General features: G+C 40.5%; 14 protein-coding genes and 1 pseudogene (1 of these 15 only partly in view). 3 read left to right on the forward strand and 12 right to left on the reverse strand.

The genetic code is table 11. The annotated features are described in order from the left end of the window. The first annotated feature begins 5 nt into the window (after positions 1-5). Positions 6-2,105, forward strand: a complete 2,100-nt coding sequence (locus tag LEP1GSC062_RS24040; RefSeq protein WP_139357262.1) for a hypothetical protein — start codon at positions 6-8, stop codon at positions 2,103-2,105. On the opposite strand, the gene LEP1GSC062_RS13920 is transcribed toward LEP1GSC062_RS24040, so the two are convergent. The 3 genes from LEP1GSC062_RS13920 to LEP1GSC062_RS13930 form a co-directional block, all read right to left on the reverse strand. Then, positions 2,088-3,482 (reverse strand): PrsW family glutamic-type intramembrane protease, encoded by a 1,395-nt coding sequence (locus LEP1GSC062_RS13920; protein WP_020984599.1) that lies wholly within the window; start codon positions 3,480-3,482, stop codon positions 2,088-2,090. The genes LEP1GSC062_RS24040 and LEP1GSC062_RS13920 overlap by 18 nt on opposite strands. Before the next feature lie 43 nt (positions 3,483-3,525). Next, complete coding sequence (locus LEP1GSC062_RS13925; RefSeq protein WP_020984624.1) at positions 3,526-5,589, reverse strand: LruC domain-containing protein; 2,064 nt, start codon at positions 5,587-5,589, stop codon at positions 3,526-3,528. A 146-nt stretch (positions 5,590-5,735) separates the two neighbouring features. Beyond that, a complete protein-coding gene (locus LEP1GSC062_RS13930; protein ID WP_020984568.1) occupies positions 5,736-6,461 on the reverse strand; it encodes a ubiquinone/menaquinone biosynthesis methyltransferase in 726 nt (241 codons plus the stop codon). Positions 6,462-6,807: 346 nt separating this feature from the next. Between LEP1GSC062_RS13930 and LEP1GSC062_RS13935 the strand changes: the two genes are divergently transcribed. After that, entirely contained in the window at positions 6,808-7,317 is a 510-nt protein-coding gene (locus tag LEP1GSC062_RS13935; RefSeq protein WP_020984629.1) for a MotA/TolQ/ExbB proton channel family protein, read from the forward strand. Positions 7,318-7,319: 2 nt separating this feature from the next. Next, positions 7,320-7,733: an ExbD/TolR family protein gene (locus LEP1GSC062_RS13940; protein ID WP_010579232.1), complete on the forward strand. Its 414-nt coding sequence runs from the start codon at positions 7,320-7,322 to the stop codon at positions 7,731-7,733. Here LEP1GSC062_RS13940 and LEP1GSC062_RS13945 read toward each other — a convergent pair whose 3' ends face one another. The 9 genes and pseudogenes from LEP1GSC062_RS13945 to LEP1GSC062_RS13985 all read right to left on the reverse strand — a co-directional run. Then, entirely contained in the window at positions 7,734-8,078 is a 345-nt protein-coding gene (locus LEP1GSC062_RS13945; protein ID WP_010579233.1) for a nucleotide pyrophosphohydrolase, read from the reverse strand. Further along, the gene (locus LEP1GSC062_RS13950) at positions 8,075-9,145 is read right to left on the reverse strand and encodes a DUF1574 domain-containing protein (protein WP_020984625.1); all 1,071 of its coding nucleotides are present in this window, start codon (positions 9,143-9,145) and stop codon (positions 8,075-8,077) included. The genes LEP1GSC062_RS13945 and LEP1GSC062_RS13950 overlap by 4 nt, the downstream gene beginning before the upstream one ends. A gap of 9 nt (positions 9,146-9,154) precedes the next feature. Then, on the reverse strand, positions 9,155-10,552 hold the full coding sequence (locus tag LEP1GSC062_RS13955) for an MBOAT family O-acyltransferase (protein ID WP_010579235.1): 1,398 nt from the start codon (positions 10,550-10,552) through the stop codon (positions 9,155-9,157). Beyond that, positions 10,549-11,709: an SGNH/GDSL hydrolase family protein gene (locus tag LEP1GSC062_RS13960; protein WP_010579236.1), complete on the reverse strand. Its 1,161-nt coding sequence runs from the start codon at positions 11,707-11,709 to the stop codon at positions 10,549-10,551. Before LEP1GSC062_RS13960 ends, LEP1GSC062_RS13955 begins: the two co-directional genes overlap by 4 nt. 13 nt (positions 11,710-11,722) lie before the next feature. Further along, positions 11,723-13,137: pseudogene (locus tag LEP1GSC062_RS13965) on the reverse strand (MBOAT family O-acyltransferase). A 71-nt stretch (positions 13,138-13,208) separates the two neighbouring features. Then, a complete protein-coding gene (locus LEP1GSC062_RS13970) occupies positions 13,209-14,597 on the reverse strand; it encodes a hypothetical protein (RefSeq protein ID WP_010579238.1) in 1,389 nt (462 codons plus the stop codon). Between the two features lie 220 nt (positions 14,598-14,817). Next, complete coding sequence (locus tag LEP1GSC062_RS13975) at positions 14,818-15,420, reverse strand: LIC20162 family protein (protein ID WP_020984618.1); 603 nt, start codon at positions 15,418-15,420, stop codon at positions 14,818-14,820. Positions 15,421-15,424: 4 nt separating this feature from the next. Then, positions 15,425-16,567, reverse strand: a complete 1,143-nt coding sequence (locus LEP1GSC062_RS13980) for a glycosyltransferase family 4 protein (RefSeq protein WP_010579240.1) — start codon at positions 16,565-16,567, stop codon at positions 15,425-15,427. Further along, positions 16,567-17,706: the 3' portion of a glycosyltransferase family 87 protein gene (locus LEP1GSC062_RS13985; protein ID WP_010579241.1), read on the reverse strand. It continues 246 nt past the right edge of the window; the window shows 1,140 of its 1,386 coding nt (coding positions 247-1,386); its start codon lies beyond the right edge, outside the window; its stop codon occupies positions 16,567-16,569. The genes LEP1GSC062_RS13980 and LEP1GSC062_RS13985 overlap by 1 nt, the downstream gene beginning before the upstream one ends.

Raw genomic sequence — 17,706 nt, forward strand, 5'->3', positions numbered from 1 at the left:
TTCGATTGAAATCTGAATCTTTTCCAAAATCCTCTTTATTCGTGTCTGGATTATTCAATAGACTAAAACTCCTTCGTACCCCTACGTTTTTCGGACTCATTCTTTGTTCTGTCCTTTCTTACCTTTTGTTCCGAAGTTTTCTTTTCGTTAGAGAAACGGAAGGAGCAGGGGTTATCGTTATCGGAACGATTCAATTTCTTTTCGGATTTATACCTAATCTCTACCATCGCAAACCCGGAAGAATGTTCACGATGGCGGGGGCTCTTATTTTACCGGGACTACTCTATGATAAAACCGCAATGTTCGGCTCTTTAAGTGGGCTTTTTGCAGGAGCGACTTTCGGAATTTTTTTGAGACAGTATATTTCCACTTTTCATACACAAACGGTAAACGAAGAGGACCCTATATTCCGTTTTTTTTATATCAATCGGCCTTACAAATCATCTTTATCATTCCATCAAAATCCTAAAACTGGAATTTTAATTTTTCTCACACTGCTTCTTTTGGAACGATTTTTCGTTTATTTCAATGCGCCTCCGTTCAAAGGTTTCGGTATTTTAGATACCGTTTATTTGCCGGGAATCAGTTCGAGATACGCGTTCGGTCTTAGCCTGGACTTTCTCGGTTCCTGGATGCTCGCCGTTCTTTATTTTCTTGCAGAGGAATCATCCTCTCACGAAAGCGATTCCCCCGTTAAGTATTGGAGACAGGGACTTTTTGCGGGAGTATTTTTAAATATTATACTATTCTTAATTCAAGGAATCACCGTACATTCTGTAATTCCCTTCACTCCTATGATCGGCGCCTCTTATTCTGTTTCCGGTTTTTTTGCGGATACCGGTTCTCTCAATTGGTTTTTCCCTCTTTTAATTGCGTATTTCTTTTATTATCTTCATTCCAGAAGCTGGCGTTCCCACACGAAGATCGTTTTGAGCTTAGGGCTTGTTCTTCCTTTTTTCGTTTTAGGAAAACATTTCAGCGCAGGTTCTTGGATCTTATTTTTTGCCCTTTTGATATACGGATATTCCGTTACAGCTTTTTCTAAAATCCGAAACCGTTGGTGGAAATTATCGTACATTCCGGTTTGTACGATTGTATGGATCGTTTTTACGATTTTGATCTTATGGATGGGATCATTTTCTTGGTCATTTGAATCCTGGCAGGAACTTTATCAAACTTGGACTAAAAGTTATCGTGGTCCCAACGGCAATCTTGCTCGTTTCTTGGATCTTTATTGGGGAGAGGGATGGATCCAAACCAGATCCGCGTGGAACTGGGCCAAACAATCAATTTGGATAGGTAATGGCGCCGGAAGTTTTGTCCTCAATTGGATCGACTCCAGATCCACAAATCCAGTGCCACCTGGAGGAATTCGAGAACTCGGACTCCCTTCCTTTCTTTTTTTATTACATGACGGAGGGATCTTTCTAATTCTCGTTTTCTTAACATGGATCGGCTTGGAAATTGCGTTACGCGATCATTGGAAAATTCTGATTCTACTTCTGCCGATATCGATCTTCTTCATGCCTTGGATTGGAAGTAACGGAACGGCCGCTTTTTTCTGTCTTTGGCTCGTTACGTCCTCTTTCCCTCAAACAAGACAATTGCACAAAGCTGTCGTAGCAGGATTCAACCTTTTCGTATTACTTCTCGGTTCTTTTTCTCTGTCTTATACTTTGATCGGGATTGCACCGAATCTACGCGGACCCGAGTTCCGTTATGCGGAATTAAAGTCCTATCAAATTATGGCTAAAAGGCAAAACCTGATTCAAAACGGGATTCGTTATCACGAATTTTCCTCCGGTGCAACCTGGGTTTTAGCGAGTAGGGCTCCGATACATCTGAAAGCCTTTATTCCTCAAGAGAAAAAACTTTCCAAGAATGATAAGATCTATGTCCGTTGGTCCTTTCTCGGACCGGACTGGATCGAAATCCAATCCAAAACCTTGCCTTTATTTACGAACGCAAGCACGGTTGGTTTAACCGTTCCGGACAACGCCAAATATTTGAAGGCGGAAATTCTTTCTGATTCTTTTTTTGGAATCCATGTAAAAGAATTCGGTATTTTTGCGGAAGACTTCGACGGTCTAAACCGAGTGAGATGAACCGACCGGATGTACAATTTGATGAATCAGATTCTGAAATTGTTGTTTCACCCGCACCAATGATCTCCAAAAAAGAAGTTTCCAAGGCGGATTCACAAAAATAAAAACGGCACCGGATTCAAACTCAGGATCACCTTCTCTCACGTTCAACCAAACGGGAATCGCAAGAATCTCAGGAAATTCTTTACCCGCCACGTAAAAAGTCACGTAAACACGGTCTCCTATGTTCAGTGTCTTTTCGATCGGAGAATAGAATCCCTTCCTAGAAAGAGAATACGCCAAGGAATAATATTCCCTTTCCTCTTGAACGATAGATACAGCGATAAACAAGGGAATTTTGAGAACCCTTTCCCGAAAGAATTTAGGATTGAAAATTCCCCTAAAAAGAATCAAGATACTGAGCCAGATTGGATAAATCAAAAAAAGTCCGATAAACTCGGAAGTACGAATTCCCCCGAGAAGAAGAGGGATTTTTTCCGGAAAATTTAAATAAATAGAATATAATAAAGATGGAATTAATAAAAGAAAAACGGATACGAAAATTTTTCCTTTGGAAAGTTGTCGAAACAAAGGAATCGGTTCGACCTTTTGGTTGTTCCGACTTTGACTGGAACGCATCCACGAATCGTAACGTGTAAATCTGGAAATCACTTGATAATCGTCACTAAACAATCCGATCGCTTGCAGAACTTCGATCGGAAGGATGTTTTGGGAAATTGTGAGTAGATATTCCAAAACAAAAAACCCCGCCGCAAGAATAAACGGAAGTAAAATCATAAAATTCCCGTTTATAAGCAAAATATAATTAAACGTTCCGTGCAACAGAAAACATCCGAACAGACTATAAAGGATTCCCAAAAAATCAAACGAAGAGGGCCTGGAATGATAGTATTGCATCGTCGCAAAACCGTAAATTCCTCCGGTAAACGTATGAATCGGCAGGGAAGTAACCGCCCTTAAAAACAAGGGCCAAAAGTCCAGAATCGGAGCGTAGAGAAAATTCTCCAGAAGTCCGAAAGAGGCGCCCAATGTAAGCCCGAAATAGATTCCGTCGGAAGTGTTATAAACCGTTTTCAGTCCTTTGAAATACCAAAGGATGACGATCAGTTTCGGAACTTCCTCCAAAAGAGAACTACCTTGGAAGGCTCTTTCGAAATAAGAGTTTTCGTCTATATACTGTTTTACTAATATTTCCGGAAAGATTGCCAACCCCACGGTTAAAATTCCGCAAAAGATCGCCGAAAAATCGAAACTCTTTCGATTTGGATGGTAGTACGTGTTGCGATAAAAAAACCAATAAAATCCGGCGGCAGAGACTGCCGTGCCGAACTTCAAAAAGGTGATTAAGAGTCCTTCCAATTTTAAGTAAAGGAGCATATTCCTTTAAAGTATCGGAATATACTCATTTTCTTTTAATCGGTTAAACTCGGGAAAGAACTCTTCTTTTCAAAATATATGCGGCTATTGCGCCTGCACTTATCAGTAAGATCGCTACAAATATTGCATTCTTTTTCACGGAATGCAGCAGAAATCCCATCAGTTCGGAATCTTCATCCGGAACCGGGAACACCTTTGCTTGATTCGTGATGTGTTTATACCAATCTTTATAAGACGCGCCATTCGACGCTACCCAAAGGTTAAACTCCTTATAACCCGTTTGGGTTTCCTTACGAATATCCAAACCCTCGTATGGATATTTCCAAGCTCCCGGAACCAAAATGGCCCAAGGGAAATTATTAGAATCTAAATACTTGTCCGTTCCGTTCGAATTTTTATAAAGTCCCGGAAAATGAATCTCTTTTCCGGTATTGGTCACTTTGATAAAAATATCGTACGGATAAATTCCAAGCGCCGACTTTTTCACCGGAGAGTTAAATACGATTTCAATCGTGGCGATATGTCCCGGTTTGTAGACTCCACCCGGATTTACGTTAGGATTCGATGTGGTTTTATTGGATTCTTCGTGAATTTGAATTCCTTGATTGAGATCCGATGCGGAGACAGTTTTGGTGGTCAACTCCGTTACTACTTTACCGTCTTCCCTTACCACTTTTTTCGAAAACGTAGCTCCTATGGATATGGGAAGTTTTAAAAAGAACGTATGTTTGTATCCGGCGCCTCGGGCCACGTGTTGATAGGTTCCTCTCAGACGAATCACGTCTCCCGCAGTATTCAAATCCTCTTCATTGTGAATATGAAGGACGTAATCGTTCAAGTCCGCATCACCTGCACTCGGATATAAATCCTCATACGCTACGGTACTCACACCTTCCGCAGGAATCCGTATCAAAGCGGAGCGCGTAGGATCTTGGGGATACGCATCCAATATATCCGGAACCCCGTCTTTATCCGAGTCAACTGGAACGGCCACAACCGGTAATAAGATTTCGTACTTAATTTCTCGATTGATTCCGACTACGTTGATCAGATTGATTATGTTGGAAATGGATTCTCCCCCTGCCGTAATTTCAAGTGTGATCTGACCTACAGCGGTTTCCACGGTAATGCTTCCGGAAACTTGCCCTACGTTGTTTGAAATTCCTTGAAAAAGAATATGTCCCTCGTTATCGGAAACGATTACAGTCGCTCCGGAAATCGGCTTGGATTGTTTATCCGTTACGATTAAATTCAAAGGAATCGTCTGCACTGTGTTATACGTAAAAGGAATACTGCCTATTTGGTCGTTTACGGTAATTACACCTGTAATTCCCTGAGTCGGAGTTACGGAAGAACCCGAAGAGGACCCCGCATTTACGCCTATATCCGTTCCCGTAGAAGAGCCGCCCGCGTTTGCATTTGTATCACTCCCCGTAGAAGATCCAGAACCACTGTTAGAGCCAGATCCAACATTGGATCCGGACGAATCGGAATTTCCCCCTGTATTCGTATTGATATCACTTCCCGAAGAGGAACCACCCGCGTTTGCGCTTATATCCGTTCCCGTAGAAGAGCCGCCCGCGTTTGCGCTTGTATCACTCCCCGTAGAAGATCCAGAACCACTGTTAGAGCCAGATCCAACACTGGATCCAGATGAATCGGAATTTCCTCCTGTATTCGTATTGATATCACTTCCCGAAGAGGAACCACCCGCGTTTGCGCTTATATCCGTTCCCGCAGAAGAACCGGAACCAGAAGTATCTCCAGAAGAAGAATTAGAACTCCCGGAGGAATCGTTTCCCGACGAATAAGATGATGAAGATTGAGAATTGGAAGAAGGATTTGAAGGACTCGAAGAAGAATTACTGCCGCTATTGGAAAGAGTAGTAGAATTGGAATTACTTCCACTTCCTGCATTGTCCACAATTACGACCGACCCTCCGTTAGAAGCCGTCGCGGTTCCCGCGCTCGTTTCAGGCCTAGCCCCCGATGCACCCGTATCTTGATTCAATAACGCCAAAAATGGAAATAACATTCCTTTTTTTTTATGGCTACAACCGATAACCAAAACACTTGAAACAATCAATAATATTAGAATTTTCTTCATAATCCCATATCCCTTTTTAGTCAGAATAAAAGACGAATAGTATTGAATCTTAAATACTATTCGGAGAGGGAATTATAGGAGATTTTTAGATTTCAACAAAGTTTTTTTCGGGCATTCAATGCAATTTTAGGTAATTTTTATGTACTTCAAAGAGGTTTCTTTGCAATATGTAAAACCGCATTTCCGAAAACAAAATTCTTATATCGTACCTCTTGAAAACCCAGTTTTTCAAGAATCGACTTTAGATTTTCTTGATCCGGATAAGCAAGGGAAGAAACTGGAAGATAATCAAACATTTCGTTTTTCCCACCCCAAAGAATATAACCGAGAATCGGAACTATTTTAAAGAAATAAAAATCTGCGATCCAACGAATCCAAGGATTTTTAACCTTACCCACGTCCAAATTGAGAAACAATCCCCCTGGTTTTAAAATTCTGAGAATTTCCCTAACCGCTTTGGAAAGATCGTCTACGTTGCGAAGACCGAAGCCAATTGAAACCGCATCAAACTGAAAATCCTGAAAATTCTTGAGTTCTGTCGCATCTCCTATCTCGAAACGGACTCGACCCTTTTCGATTTGTTTCTTAAGACGAGTTTTTGCGATTTCGAGCATGTTTTCTGAAAAATCCACACAGGTAATATGATCGACCCGAGGAGAATTTCCCAAGCGCACTGAAATATCTCCGGTTCCACAACAAAGATCCATTACATGCAAACGGTCGGAAAGATTTCCTTCAATTTCACGAACCAGCCGATTTTTCCAAATCCGATGAAGCAGAAAGCTATTCCAATCGTTGAATCGATCGTATTTATTCGCGATCTTGTTGAAGTTCTCTCGAACAAAACCCGCTTTGGTATCGACATGAGGCATCTGAAATTCCGACATAACTTTAATGAAATGATTTGAAAGCGTTTGCTAATGGCAAGAAGTGTTTTTGTAGAAATCTGATTGCGAACCAATCTCTAATAGACGTTTCGAGTTGTGAGTGGTTGACCTGTGTTTCTCCTATTTTCAGTAAATTTATTTTCGAATGATCTGGATGTCTCAAAGAGAAGCTCCCCATGTGGTCTAACATTGTTGTAAAGAGAAACCACCTTGGGAAGCAGTTTCATAACTCCCAACTGCAAGAAAGCGCGGTATCACCGAATAGAGCTGAAAGATTAGAATGACAAACGAGAAGGGAATGACAATCTGCTCTTAAACTCTCGGAGGTTTTGTGGAAGTTTTATTTGCAAAAGGAGGATGGGTTTCAATTCTCATTTTAATCGTAAGTTTCGTCAATCTTGGACTTTTTATCAGAGTTCGTACTTTTCTTCCGATCCTCAAAAAAAATATTCTTTCGAGACTCCAAGATAACGATCCAAACGAAAACAAACTAAAATCCATCCTCGAAGATTCAGAAGAATTTTTTCGGAGAGAATTTTTTGTTCCGGAAACGATGATTTCTTGGATTCGAAATCTCGCCGGAATCGCTACGATGCTCGGACTTCTCGGAACCGTAATCGGAATCTCGGTCGCTTTCGAAGAGATGAAAAACGCAGGCACGGTAAGTTTGGAAATTTTCTCCGAAGGAATTCGACTTGCCTTAAATACTACGATCCAAGGATTATGCGTGGCCATTCCTTCCGTTCTCGGGTTTCAATATCTCAAAATTATACTTCATAAAACGGAAATAGAACTCAAATCTTCGATCGACAACAAAAATGCCGATGCGATAAAAATCTAGAAATGAAAAAGAATCCGCAAAAAAGGAAAAACCTTTTAGAAGGAGACGACTCTCCTCTCGACATGACGAGTATGTTGGATGTGGTTTTTATTCTTTTAATTTTCGTTATGGTCGCAATGAGTTTCCAAAAAGAAGTTCATTCCTTACCCGTAGTTCTTCCTAAAGCAAAGGCGGAAATCGGCAGAAGCGGGATTAAAAAAGAGATCTTTCTTTTAAAAAGCGGAAATATACGTTATGCGGCGTTAGACTTTACGGAAGCCGATTGGAAACAGATCGTCTCCAAAGGAGAATTTCAAAATCAAGTCGTGTGGATTTACGGGGACGAAAGCGTCGGTTACGGAAAGTTCGTATTCGTATTGAACAGCTTGAAAAGTTCGAATCTGAAGGAACTTCATCTCGCGATCAAGAAAGAGTGATCAGGACCGAAGTTTCGGATTTTCTTTGTGACGACTCTTATCTCTTTCAGTGTTTTTCTTCAAAGTGGCGCGTAATGCATCTTCCAGAGAAATTTCCATTTGGTTCGCAAGACATATCAGTACAAAAAGAATATCTCCCACTTCCTTGGAAATTCCTTCCGGATCCTCTCCCTTTTTAAAAGATTGATCCCCGTATTTTCTCGCCACCAGCCTCGCAAATTCTCCCACTTCTTCCATGAGAATCGCAAGATTCGTGAGTTCCGAAAAATACCGAACCCCGAAATCGGAAATCCACTCGTCTACTTTTTTCTGAGCTTGGCTAAGAGACAATTCGTTTTCATTCATCTTTGTACGTCCAATCGATCAATCAAAATTGCCGTAGGTTCCGGATAACAACCCCCACTTAAATGATGAGAATCAATATACTTTCTACATTTCACTTCAGTACGAAAATCGTTCATATCCAGGGAATATACATTCTTAAATTCTGATATAATCTGTTTATGGAGTTTCTCCCAGGTAGGATAAAACTCCGCGGATTTCACCCTCTTTTCCAATCCTTCATAAAGAAGAGGGGACCAAAGTACCACTTTGACTCCGTTTTTTTCCGCGGTTTCCAAAAACTGAAACAGGAACTTTCTCTGCACGGGAGATATCCTGATATAACGATAAGTGTCGTTGTAGTACTTTTCAGATTCCTCCTCTAATTTTTCGGGAGGAGTATTCGTCAACAATACGTTCGGAATTCCTCCTTTGAATTTATCCGATTCGTTCATCAGAAGATCTCGAATCTTAAGCATCGTATCTTTGGAATGCGGATCTTTGATCCTTGCCATCGCTTCCTTGAACCTCGGAGGGAACACAGTGGTTCTAAAAACTCTGGATCTCAAAAACGTGTCCCAATCGTTTGTAGAAAACTCGTTCGCATAACGTAGAAAATAGGAAAGATCGTAAGAATAACGCAGGGGATAACGATTACAAAAATCGGTCATAGAATCGGGATAGAATTCCAAAATCGCGTAGTCCGGTTTTATTCCCGCGGAAAGTATCTTTTCAAAATTATAGTTATGATACGAAAAAGGAGCCGAGGGAGCGGAAAAATTATACACGATCAGATCCGTTCTTTTTTTGCGGATCGTATCGAGAGAAAATTCTCCCATGTGAGAAGTTCCGAAAAAGATCAGAACTTTTTTGTCCGTTTCCGCGGTGGATTTCTCTTCGATTAAAGCTGCAAGTACTTTGTCTTTTATTTCATAAAAGTAATATTCCGCCCCGGCTTCGGTGTAGGGCCTTACCCACTGCGAGGACAAAAGACGATCCAAAGAAAAAGCGAAAATAAAAAATAAAAGCGGGACCGTTAACAGTTTTTTACGAAACAAAGGGATCAAGTTCTGTCGTTTTGGAGCGCTCATTCTCCCTCCTTAAAACTGAAAATAGATAAAGTCCTGACCCTTACCCGCGTAATTGGAAAGAAGCAGTACCAATAAAATTAGAAAAACGGAAATTAGAATTTTCTGATATTTAAAATAAAACCGAAGCCCTTTTTCGAAATATTCCAAAGTGTGGAGTAAAATCCCCGCGACCAAAAAAGGAACGAGTAAATCGGTTCTCAAAACCAATTTCGAAGGTTCGGTTACCCATTGGACTCCATAAAATAAGATATACCAAGCGTCCGCCAAAGAGTGAGATCGGAAAAACACGGCACCGATCATAAAAATCGAATACACAATAAAGGCCCGAATGAGCCACCACACAAATCCTTTTTCCGGTAATTTAGGAATACCGATCCGATCCATGAGCCGATCAATCACCAACCATAAGCCATGCCAGAACCCCCAAACCACATAAGTCCAACTGGCCCCGTGCCAAAAGCCGCCTAACGTGAACGTTATGATCAAGTTCAGATATACCCTGGGCTCCGAAGCCCTAGAGCCCCCGAGCGGAATATATATATAATCCCGAAGCCACGTGGCTAGAGTAATGTGCCATCTTCTCCAAAGATCTTGAACGTTTTGGCCGAAAAACGGAGCACGAAAATTTACAGGAATGTTAAAACCCAAAAGAAAAGCACAACCTCGAGCGATATCGGTATAACCACTAAAGTCGCAATAAACTTGCCAAGTAAATCCTTGGACGGCTAGGAAAAGGGAATGACCGTCGTATTCGGAAGGGTTCCGATACACAGGATCTATCAAAGATGCAATATTATCGGCGACTAAAATCTTTTTCGCGATTCCAAGTCCCAAAAGATACAAACCCGCATAAACGTAAGAGGGTTTGATTCTTACCTTATCCAAGATCGGGAAAAAATCTTGGTGCCTCATAATCGGCCCTGCGACCAGCTGAGGAAAAAAAAGGATAAACAGAACAAACCGAAAAAGGCCACAATCGTTCGTAATCTTACCGCGATAGACATCCACGACAAACGCTATGATCTGAAACGTATAAAAACTGATCGCAAGTGGGAGAATAATCTGAAACCCGAAGTTTCTCTGGTCTAAAAAGCTCCAGCCCGTCCAAACGTAGAAGTTATCCGTAAAAAAATAGAAGTATTTAAAAACGCCAAGGTTGATCAAATCCAAAACGACGATCGCCCTTAAAACTCCGAGACTTTTCCTTTTAAACAAACTTCGAATCGCCAAATAATTGATATAAAGAATTCCTAATAAATGAAATAGAAACGGAACACTCCAAGTCGCGTAAAAAACCAAAGAAGCGATTACGATCACCCATTCCCTATAGTTTTTTCCGTCGTAAGCCCAATAAAGTATATAAACACAAAGAAAGAACAGAAGAAAGAGAGTAGAGGTAAAGATCACTTGTTTTCCTCTTTGAGAAGAGCTTTTAAATCTTTTGCAAATGCAATCGTCAACTTTTGCATCCCGATCGAATTGAGGTGAATCAAATCATAATAATAGTCCCCGTTATCCGGACCGTCCAAAATATCCTGGTAATCGAGTAACGGAATCGGATCGTAAGGATAAATTCTTGCGAGTTCCCTTTTCCAAACCTCGTTTCTTTCCGGAAGTCTCCATTGTTGAATGAGCTGGCTGTAAGGGGCAACAACCCCGACGATCCGAATGTCTTGACCGTTCTCCCTTCCGATTCTTCGAATTTCGTCGTGAAGAATTTTAAGTCGATCGAAGTATTGTTTTGTGACCTCGTCTTCGTTCGCATGAGTCAGTGGATTGCTTGCAATGATGCAAGTATCGAAGATCGCCTTTTTATGAAACCGATCAGAACCTTCCGGAATCGGCTGACCGTTGGCAGGATTGGTCTTTGCGACACAATCGGGAATGTCTGCAATCGGATACATACTGATCTTTTCTCGATAAGAATTTTCGTAGTCCCAAGGATGATGATTCTCTTTTTTAAAACGTTTCCCTATATCTTTGATTCTTTTGGAAGGACTTAAAATCAAATCCTGAATATCCCTTCTATATGCGATCGACTTCAAAGTGATATAGATAAGATCGTCCGCGTTTACGTCGTAACCGAAATCGTAAATTCTAGGATATACTTCCGAACGATCAAATTCGGAAATCATCGCAAGCGTATGCAAGTTCAAAAACTTTTGCCCAACCCAAGGAGTCGTAATCTCGAATACGTGGATTACGGTCTTTACGTTTTTGAAATGAGGAAGAGTTTTCAAAACCGCTAAGTCTTGGACAATCAACTCCGTTCCGGGAATCGCAATCGATTGAATCTTTTTACCCAAAGGGGCAAGTTCCCTGTTTAACGTAGGAATGGACAAACCCTGATAGGCTACCGATGTTCCGACAACCAAAACATCCGGATCAAATTCTTTTTGTTTATCAAGAACGTGATTCGTAATTCTTAAGACGTTAGCCGCATAGGAATTCTTCTTTAAAAAAGGCCGGTAACAACCGAACTGCATTCCGGTTTCTAATAAAATCAGAATTAAGACCGGAATCCAGAATTTGGGGTCTTTGAAAAATGCAAGGTATTCTTTCATAACGGATCTTTTCCTAAAACGCAAAGTAGAGGAAACTTTGGCTTTCCGTAATACCGAAAACCAAAAGCATAAAGACGTTTGCGAGGAAGAATAGAATGAACTTCCATCGACTTAGAACGATTTTTTCTATATTATTTTTTGCGAATATATAGGAAGCCACAAAACAAAAGAACAAAAGAATTCCGTACGTATAGTTCGAATACTCCTTAACCCCAACGAACCCTTCCGAACCCAAAAAAAGAAGAGATTTCATCATGGAAACGGCTTTTTCCATTGTTTCAGCACGAAACATAATAAACCCAAACGTTAGGCAAAACATTGTAAAAATTCTCGCGCAGATATCGTAGACAATTCCTCCCTTTTCGTTCAGTAAAGTGGCGATCTTTGTTTTGGCATATTCCCTATGTGCAAAAATCATAACCCCTTGCCAGACTCCCCAACTGATAAAATGATACGCCGCCCCGTGCCAAACTCCGGCAAAAAACCAAGTGATGAAAATGTTTCTGTAAGTCAGAAGCGCCGTTCCTCTCGATCCCCCAAGTGGAATGAAGATATAATCCCGAATCCAAGTGGAAAACGAAATATGCCAACGAGACCAGTGATCCGTGATGTTTCTCGCGACCATGGGAAAATTGAAGTTTGGATCGAACTTATATCCGAAAAGACGCGCCACACCGATTGCAATGTCCGTATAACCCGCAAAGTCGAAGTAAATCTGCCAACCGAATGCGAGCGCTCCGGTCCAAATTTCAATCGGATTGAGAGTCGCATAATTTGCAAATGTGGAATCAACGACCTTTGCGAGATTGTCCGCAAAAACAATCTTACGTGTGAACCCGATTAGAATCTGACAAAACGCAATTTGTATGTCTTCCTTTTGAACCGGAAGAGGAAATTCCAAATCCCGAAAGAACGTCTGCGCACGAACGATCGGCCCCGCAACCAACTGAGGAAAGAAGGAAACATAGAGAGCGAAATCCAAAAAGGATTTTTTCGCTTCTATTTGTCCTCGATACACGTCGATCGTATAACTTAAAGATTGAAACGTATAAAAAGAAATCCCGACGGGAAGAACAATATCGTAATACGCAAACTTAAATCCGGCGACGGGAGTAAGATCGTTCACAACTCCTAAAAGAAAGTTCGTATACTTAAAGTAGGCGAGTAGCCCCAGATTTGTGACGAGGGACAACAAAAGCCAAATTTTTCTTTTTTTTGAACCAGGAGCCGCGGCTTGGATTTTGAGAGAAACAAAATAATCGATAACGATCGAATAGAGCAAAAGAATGATAAATTCTTTTCTCCAAGACATATAAAAATAAAAGCTGGTTCCAAGAAGAAAAATTCTTTGGATCTTCCCCTTGAGCAAATGATTGACGATGAGTACAACTGGAAAAAAAACAGAAAGTGAAGCGAGTTAAAAAGCATGTTTCGTCTAAATCGGATCTTAAAGATCTGAAGAGCAGTTTTTCAAGCCAGAATATCCTTACAACTTCAATTTACGGATTTGGTAATCCGGAATCCACGGCAAAAATACCCGTTTTTTCTGACTCAGAAAGATAAACCTTTTCGGGAAGAATAGATTCCAGTTTGAATTCGATCCCCTCGATATAACTCACCGTTTTTTTAGAGGAACGGGGAAGGGTGGAAAACGAAAAATTGACTAAAAATAAAAGAAGACACCAAACAAAAAGAATCGAATGATAAAAAGCCCTACTTCCGAACGCGAATGTTCGAAACTCGAAAGACTTCAAAGTCAAACCTGCGAGTAGAATCATTCCAATCGATGTCCCAACCCAAAATTCGAAAAAATAACCTTCCCACCAAGTGTAGAAGAGAATCGAAGGAACGAGCCAGAATGCAAGCAAAACCGTTTCGGTTCGGAAACGTTTCCATACTTTCCTAAGATTTAAAAGAAAAAGAGAAAAGATAAAAATCCAAAATGCGAGATTGAGATTGTAAGGCAAAGATTCCCTATTGTCCCAAGAATGCGGACGAATTCTCAAACCGCTCTTCACTCCTTCGAAATTGAGAAACGCGTCTCCAATCCCACGATAAAAATTCATCACGTAATTTTTCGCTTCGGGAGAATTTCCCCATTTGTCCTTAGTCGCATACAAAAAAAGCCAGTTCGCAAAATTCCTTTCGTTATCCAAAGGAGAAGAAAGATTTCGATTCAACACAATAAAACCTACGTAAAGATAGGATAAAGTAAGAATCCCCACAAGAAGAAAACAATATACGAACGTACATCGTAGTTTCCAAGCAAAACCGAACTCTTTTCCTTTCCAAGTTCTGGAAAACAGAATTGAAATCGGCACCAAGGGTAAAAATAAAATATCCGATTGATGAAAATACACTCCCAAGAGCTGAACCGCAAAAAGTGTAAAGATAGAAATCGGTGAATGTCCGCTTTTAGCAAAATAGACGCAGAACAGATATAAAACCGCGGTTAGACAGGAATGAATGAGAGGCGTATCGTTGTGTTGCGCGTAAAACCAAAATCCTTGAGAGAAATGGACAGCCAGACCCAATAAAATGGCGCCTAACGTATCCGAATAGATTTTTCGATACATCCAAATAAAACAAAATAGAAAAAAAAGGGCCGATCCCAAAATACGAAGACGAAGTCCGAACATCACCGATTCCTTTCCGAACCATTCCCTCCAAAATTTGAGATAAAGATAACCGGTACTTTCAAAACCGAGATGGTGAGGATTATAGAAAATTCTCCAAGTAAGATCGGAATTGATATTATACGCGTAGACAATCGCGTCCCAGTCGTAGTGCCTGGAAAGAAACCGAAGATCGAAAAGAAAAATTGAAAAGACAAATAGAACCAGAAATCCGAAAAAAATCTTATTTTGAAGAGCGTTTCTGAAAATCATCTGTAATTCAATCCGTCTTTTACACAATTATCCATCGCAACAAAAGGGTTGAAAACTTTTCGAAACAAACCCTTGTTTGTTAAACGACCGAATTTTAAAAAGGTCGTTTTTATTTTCAAATCACTACGTTTAAAAGCGGAACTCTTATTCAAGAATCAATTCTCAAAACGGGATTTTCGCCGAGAAAGCCATAATTTTAGAGAAAACATATTCTAAAATTCTAATTCTTAAATAAACCCCGAATCAAGTTTCGGTTTTGAGCTTGAAAGAAAAACGGAGAATGTAATCCGAATTCGGAGTTATTCCCTTCGGATCTTAGGTCGGTAGTAACGATCACGATTCTTTCCAAACCGAAAAACTTTCTGAACAAACCGGTCTTATGTACGATTTGAATTCCGCTTTGTTTGCAATTCCACCGAAATATATTCTTTCCGAAAAGACCTCTCGTTTCCAAGGAAAGAATATCCCCTTTGAGAAAAACCGCCGTCAAACAAGTCCTTTCGATAAAACGGACCCAATCCAGAAAAAAAGCAAAACCGATATAACCGAAAGCAAGATACCCGACAGTCAAATAAAGTCTACGGTCCTGTAAAATCGGAAGATTCAACACTTTGGGAATGAGAAGAAAGTCCGTAAACTTTTGAAGATAAAAAGCGGAGACTTCTCCTCCTAAGTAACAACCGTATAACACCGTAAAGACGACCAAAGTTCCAAAAATCGGAGGAATCGGATTGATTCTCAGACGAATCGGGGTTCCAGAAGAAACTTCGCTTATGTTTAAAAGTTCCCACCCCGAATAAATTTTTTTTTCATTCTGTCTCATATTCTTAGTGGTACAATTCCTTTCTATGTTTCCAGAGATTGATCAAACCTTCTTCGATTTTTTTCGCGGTCAGATCCCAAGTCCACTGAGACGCATCCCAAACGGAAGATCTCTGCAATTTTTTATGTTGTAACTCCGACAGGGAAAAAACCCAGGCATCTACATCCAAAGGTTCCGCGAACAAGTCTACCTTTCGTTCCAAAATTTCATGAAATACCGGAATATCGGAAGCGACGCAAACCTTTCCTTCTCGAAGCGCCTCCAACAAAGGAAGACCGAAACCCTCATGAATCGAGGGGAATAAAAAAGCGGAACATTTTCGATAAAGCCAAGCAAGAACCTCGTCCGTAGGATTCTCCATAAAAAGGATTCCTTCCGATTCCAGGCTTCCTTCCTTTAAAAGTTGGGTCAGCCCCTCCGACTTCCAACCCAAACGGCCGGCGATCACAAGAGAGAAAGGATAGGAAGAATTCTGTTTTTTGAGTTTTCGATACGCATCAATCAGAGTTCTCAAATTTTTTCTAGGTTCCAAAGTTCCAATGGTAAATAAGAAATTTCCAAAAAGTTGACGCAGAGGCTCGCGTATGGAAGGGAACGATTCCACTCCGGGATATACAACTTTCAATTTTGGACTTAGATCCGTCCTGAATTTTAGGATGTCTTGACGAGTGTTTTCGGAAAGACAGAACACAAGATCGGCCCTATTTAACGTCTTCGGTGAAAGAATCTTATGTTGCCAAAGATTTGCGGCCGTCATCGTTTGAGGTGCGGAACGAAAGTTGAGATCGTGATAGTTCACGGCGGTTAAAACGTTTCCGCAAGATAGAGGAAGTAGTTGAAGAGTCCCCCAAAAAAGATCCAGCCTATCCTTTTTGATCCGTTTAGGGATCGTCCAATTCAACCAGGCAAATCCGGGAAGTTTACCGGTCATAAAAAAACGGGAATTTACATTTGAAAGAATATCATAAAATACGGTATGAATCGGTTTGTTCGAATAAAGATAATACTCCAAAGGAGATTCATTCGTAATCAATCTTCTTAAAACTTCCGCGAGATATCTGGAGTTCCCGGTAATCCCATAAGCAAGAGGGCGAACATCCACACCCACTCTAGGTTTATATTTAAGTTCGTTGGTTCGGATCGGCATCAGTTCCAGTCGTATTCATGTTTATTCCGAGTCGCAGGTTCATACTTCAAAGCGAACAAAAGCAAAACGTATTGAAAGATGGCGAAGTATAAAAGATAAGAGGTCATCATCAATCTTTCCTCGATTACGCTTCCGATAATCGAACGATTGCAAAAAAGAATCAAAACAGAGCCCGCTATGAAACAAAAAGATACTTTATCATTTATGAATATTCTTTTTATAGAATATAGACTCTTTTTCGAAAAAGAGCCCGTATCCGCTTTCCAAAAGGGTAAAATCGAATACTCCGCAAAGGACCAAACCCGATCCAGTAAGATCGCGGAAGGATACAAAAGAAAAACGAAGGCGTGCACCCAAGAAATTCCACTGAAGACGATTGAAAAAACGAACAAACAACCCAAAGCAAATTCCACGTTTCGCCTTGCAAATACTTTCCAAAAAAACGGAATCACAAGTATCAAGGAAAAAACGGAATACATTCCTTTAACGACCAATTCGCTCAGTTCTAGGAGAGGATACCCGAGTCGGGATTGATTCAGAATATCCGCATAGTTAAGAAAGTATTTCGCAAGAGTTGCGTTTAAACTTTGATTGTTCTTCCAAGCTCGAAATAAAGGAGATCTTAGATAGTTGTCAAGAATCAACTGTTTCCAAGTTAAAGTCATTTCGATCGTAAACGAAGGAGCATACAAACAAGGAAGAAAAATCCAAAATAACGTAAATACGAATGTATAAAAAACTGCCCAATAACGTTTTTGCATCAGAAAAAGAAGAACAAAGGCTCCCGGAGTCAACTTAATCACGAGTGCTAACGCGAGTAAAAAACCGGATAACCAATCCTTATTCGTATGAACGGAAGCTAAGATCAAAAAGATCAGAATAAAACCGACCTGATTGTTGTTCTGATGATTTTCCAAAAATCGCAGATTGAGGAGACAAAGGACAACGCAAAAAACAAGATGTCCTTTTCTATGAAAACGAAGGGAAATAATATACAAAGAACCAAGAAATGCCAGAAAATTCAACGTAAGAAAAATCGCGGACGCAACCTCATACGGAAAAAAAGAAATCGGGATCAGTAAAAAGGCAAACGTGGGAGGATAAATATAAGAGCCAAGTCCTTCCATCATACTTTTAAG

This window comes from Leptospira alexanderi serovar Manhao 3 str. L 60 (assembly GCF_000243815.2).
Taxonomy (GTDB): domain Bacteria; phylum Spirochaetota; class Leptospiria; order Leptospirales; family Leptospiraceae; genus Leptospira; species Leptospira alexanderi.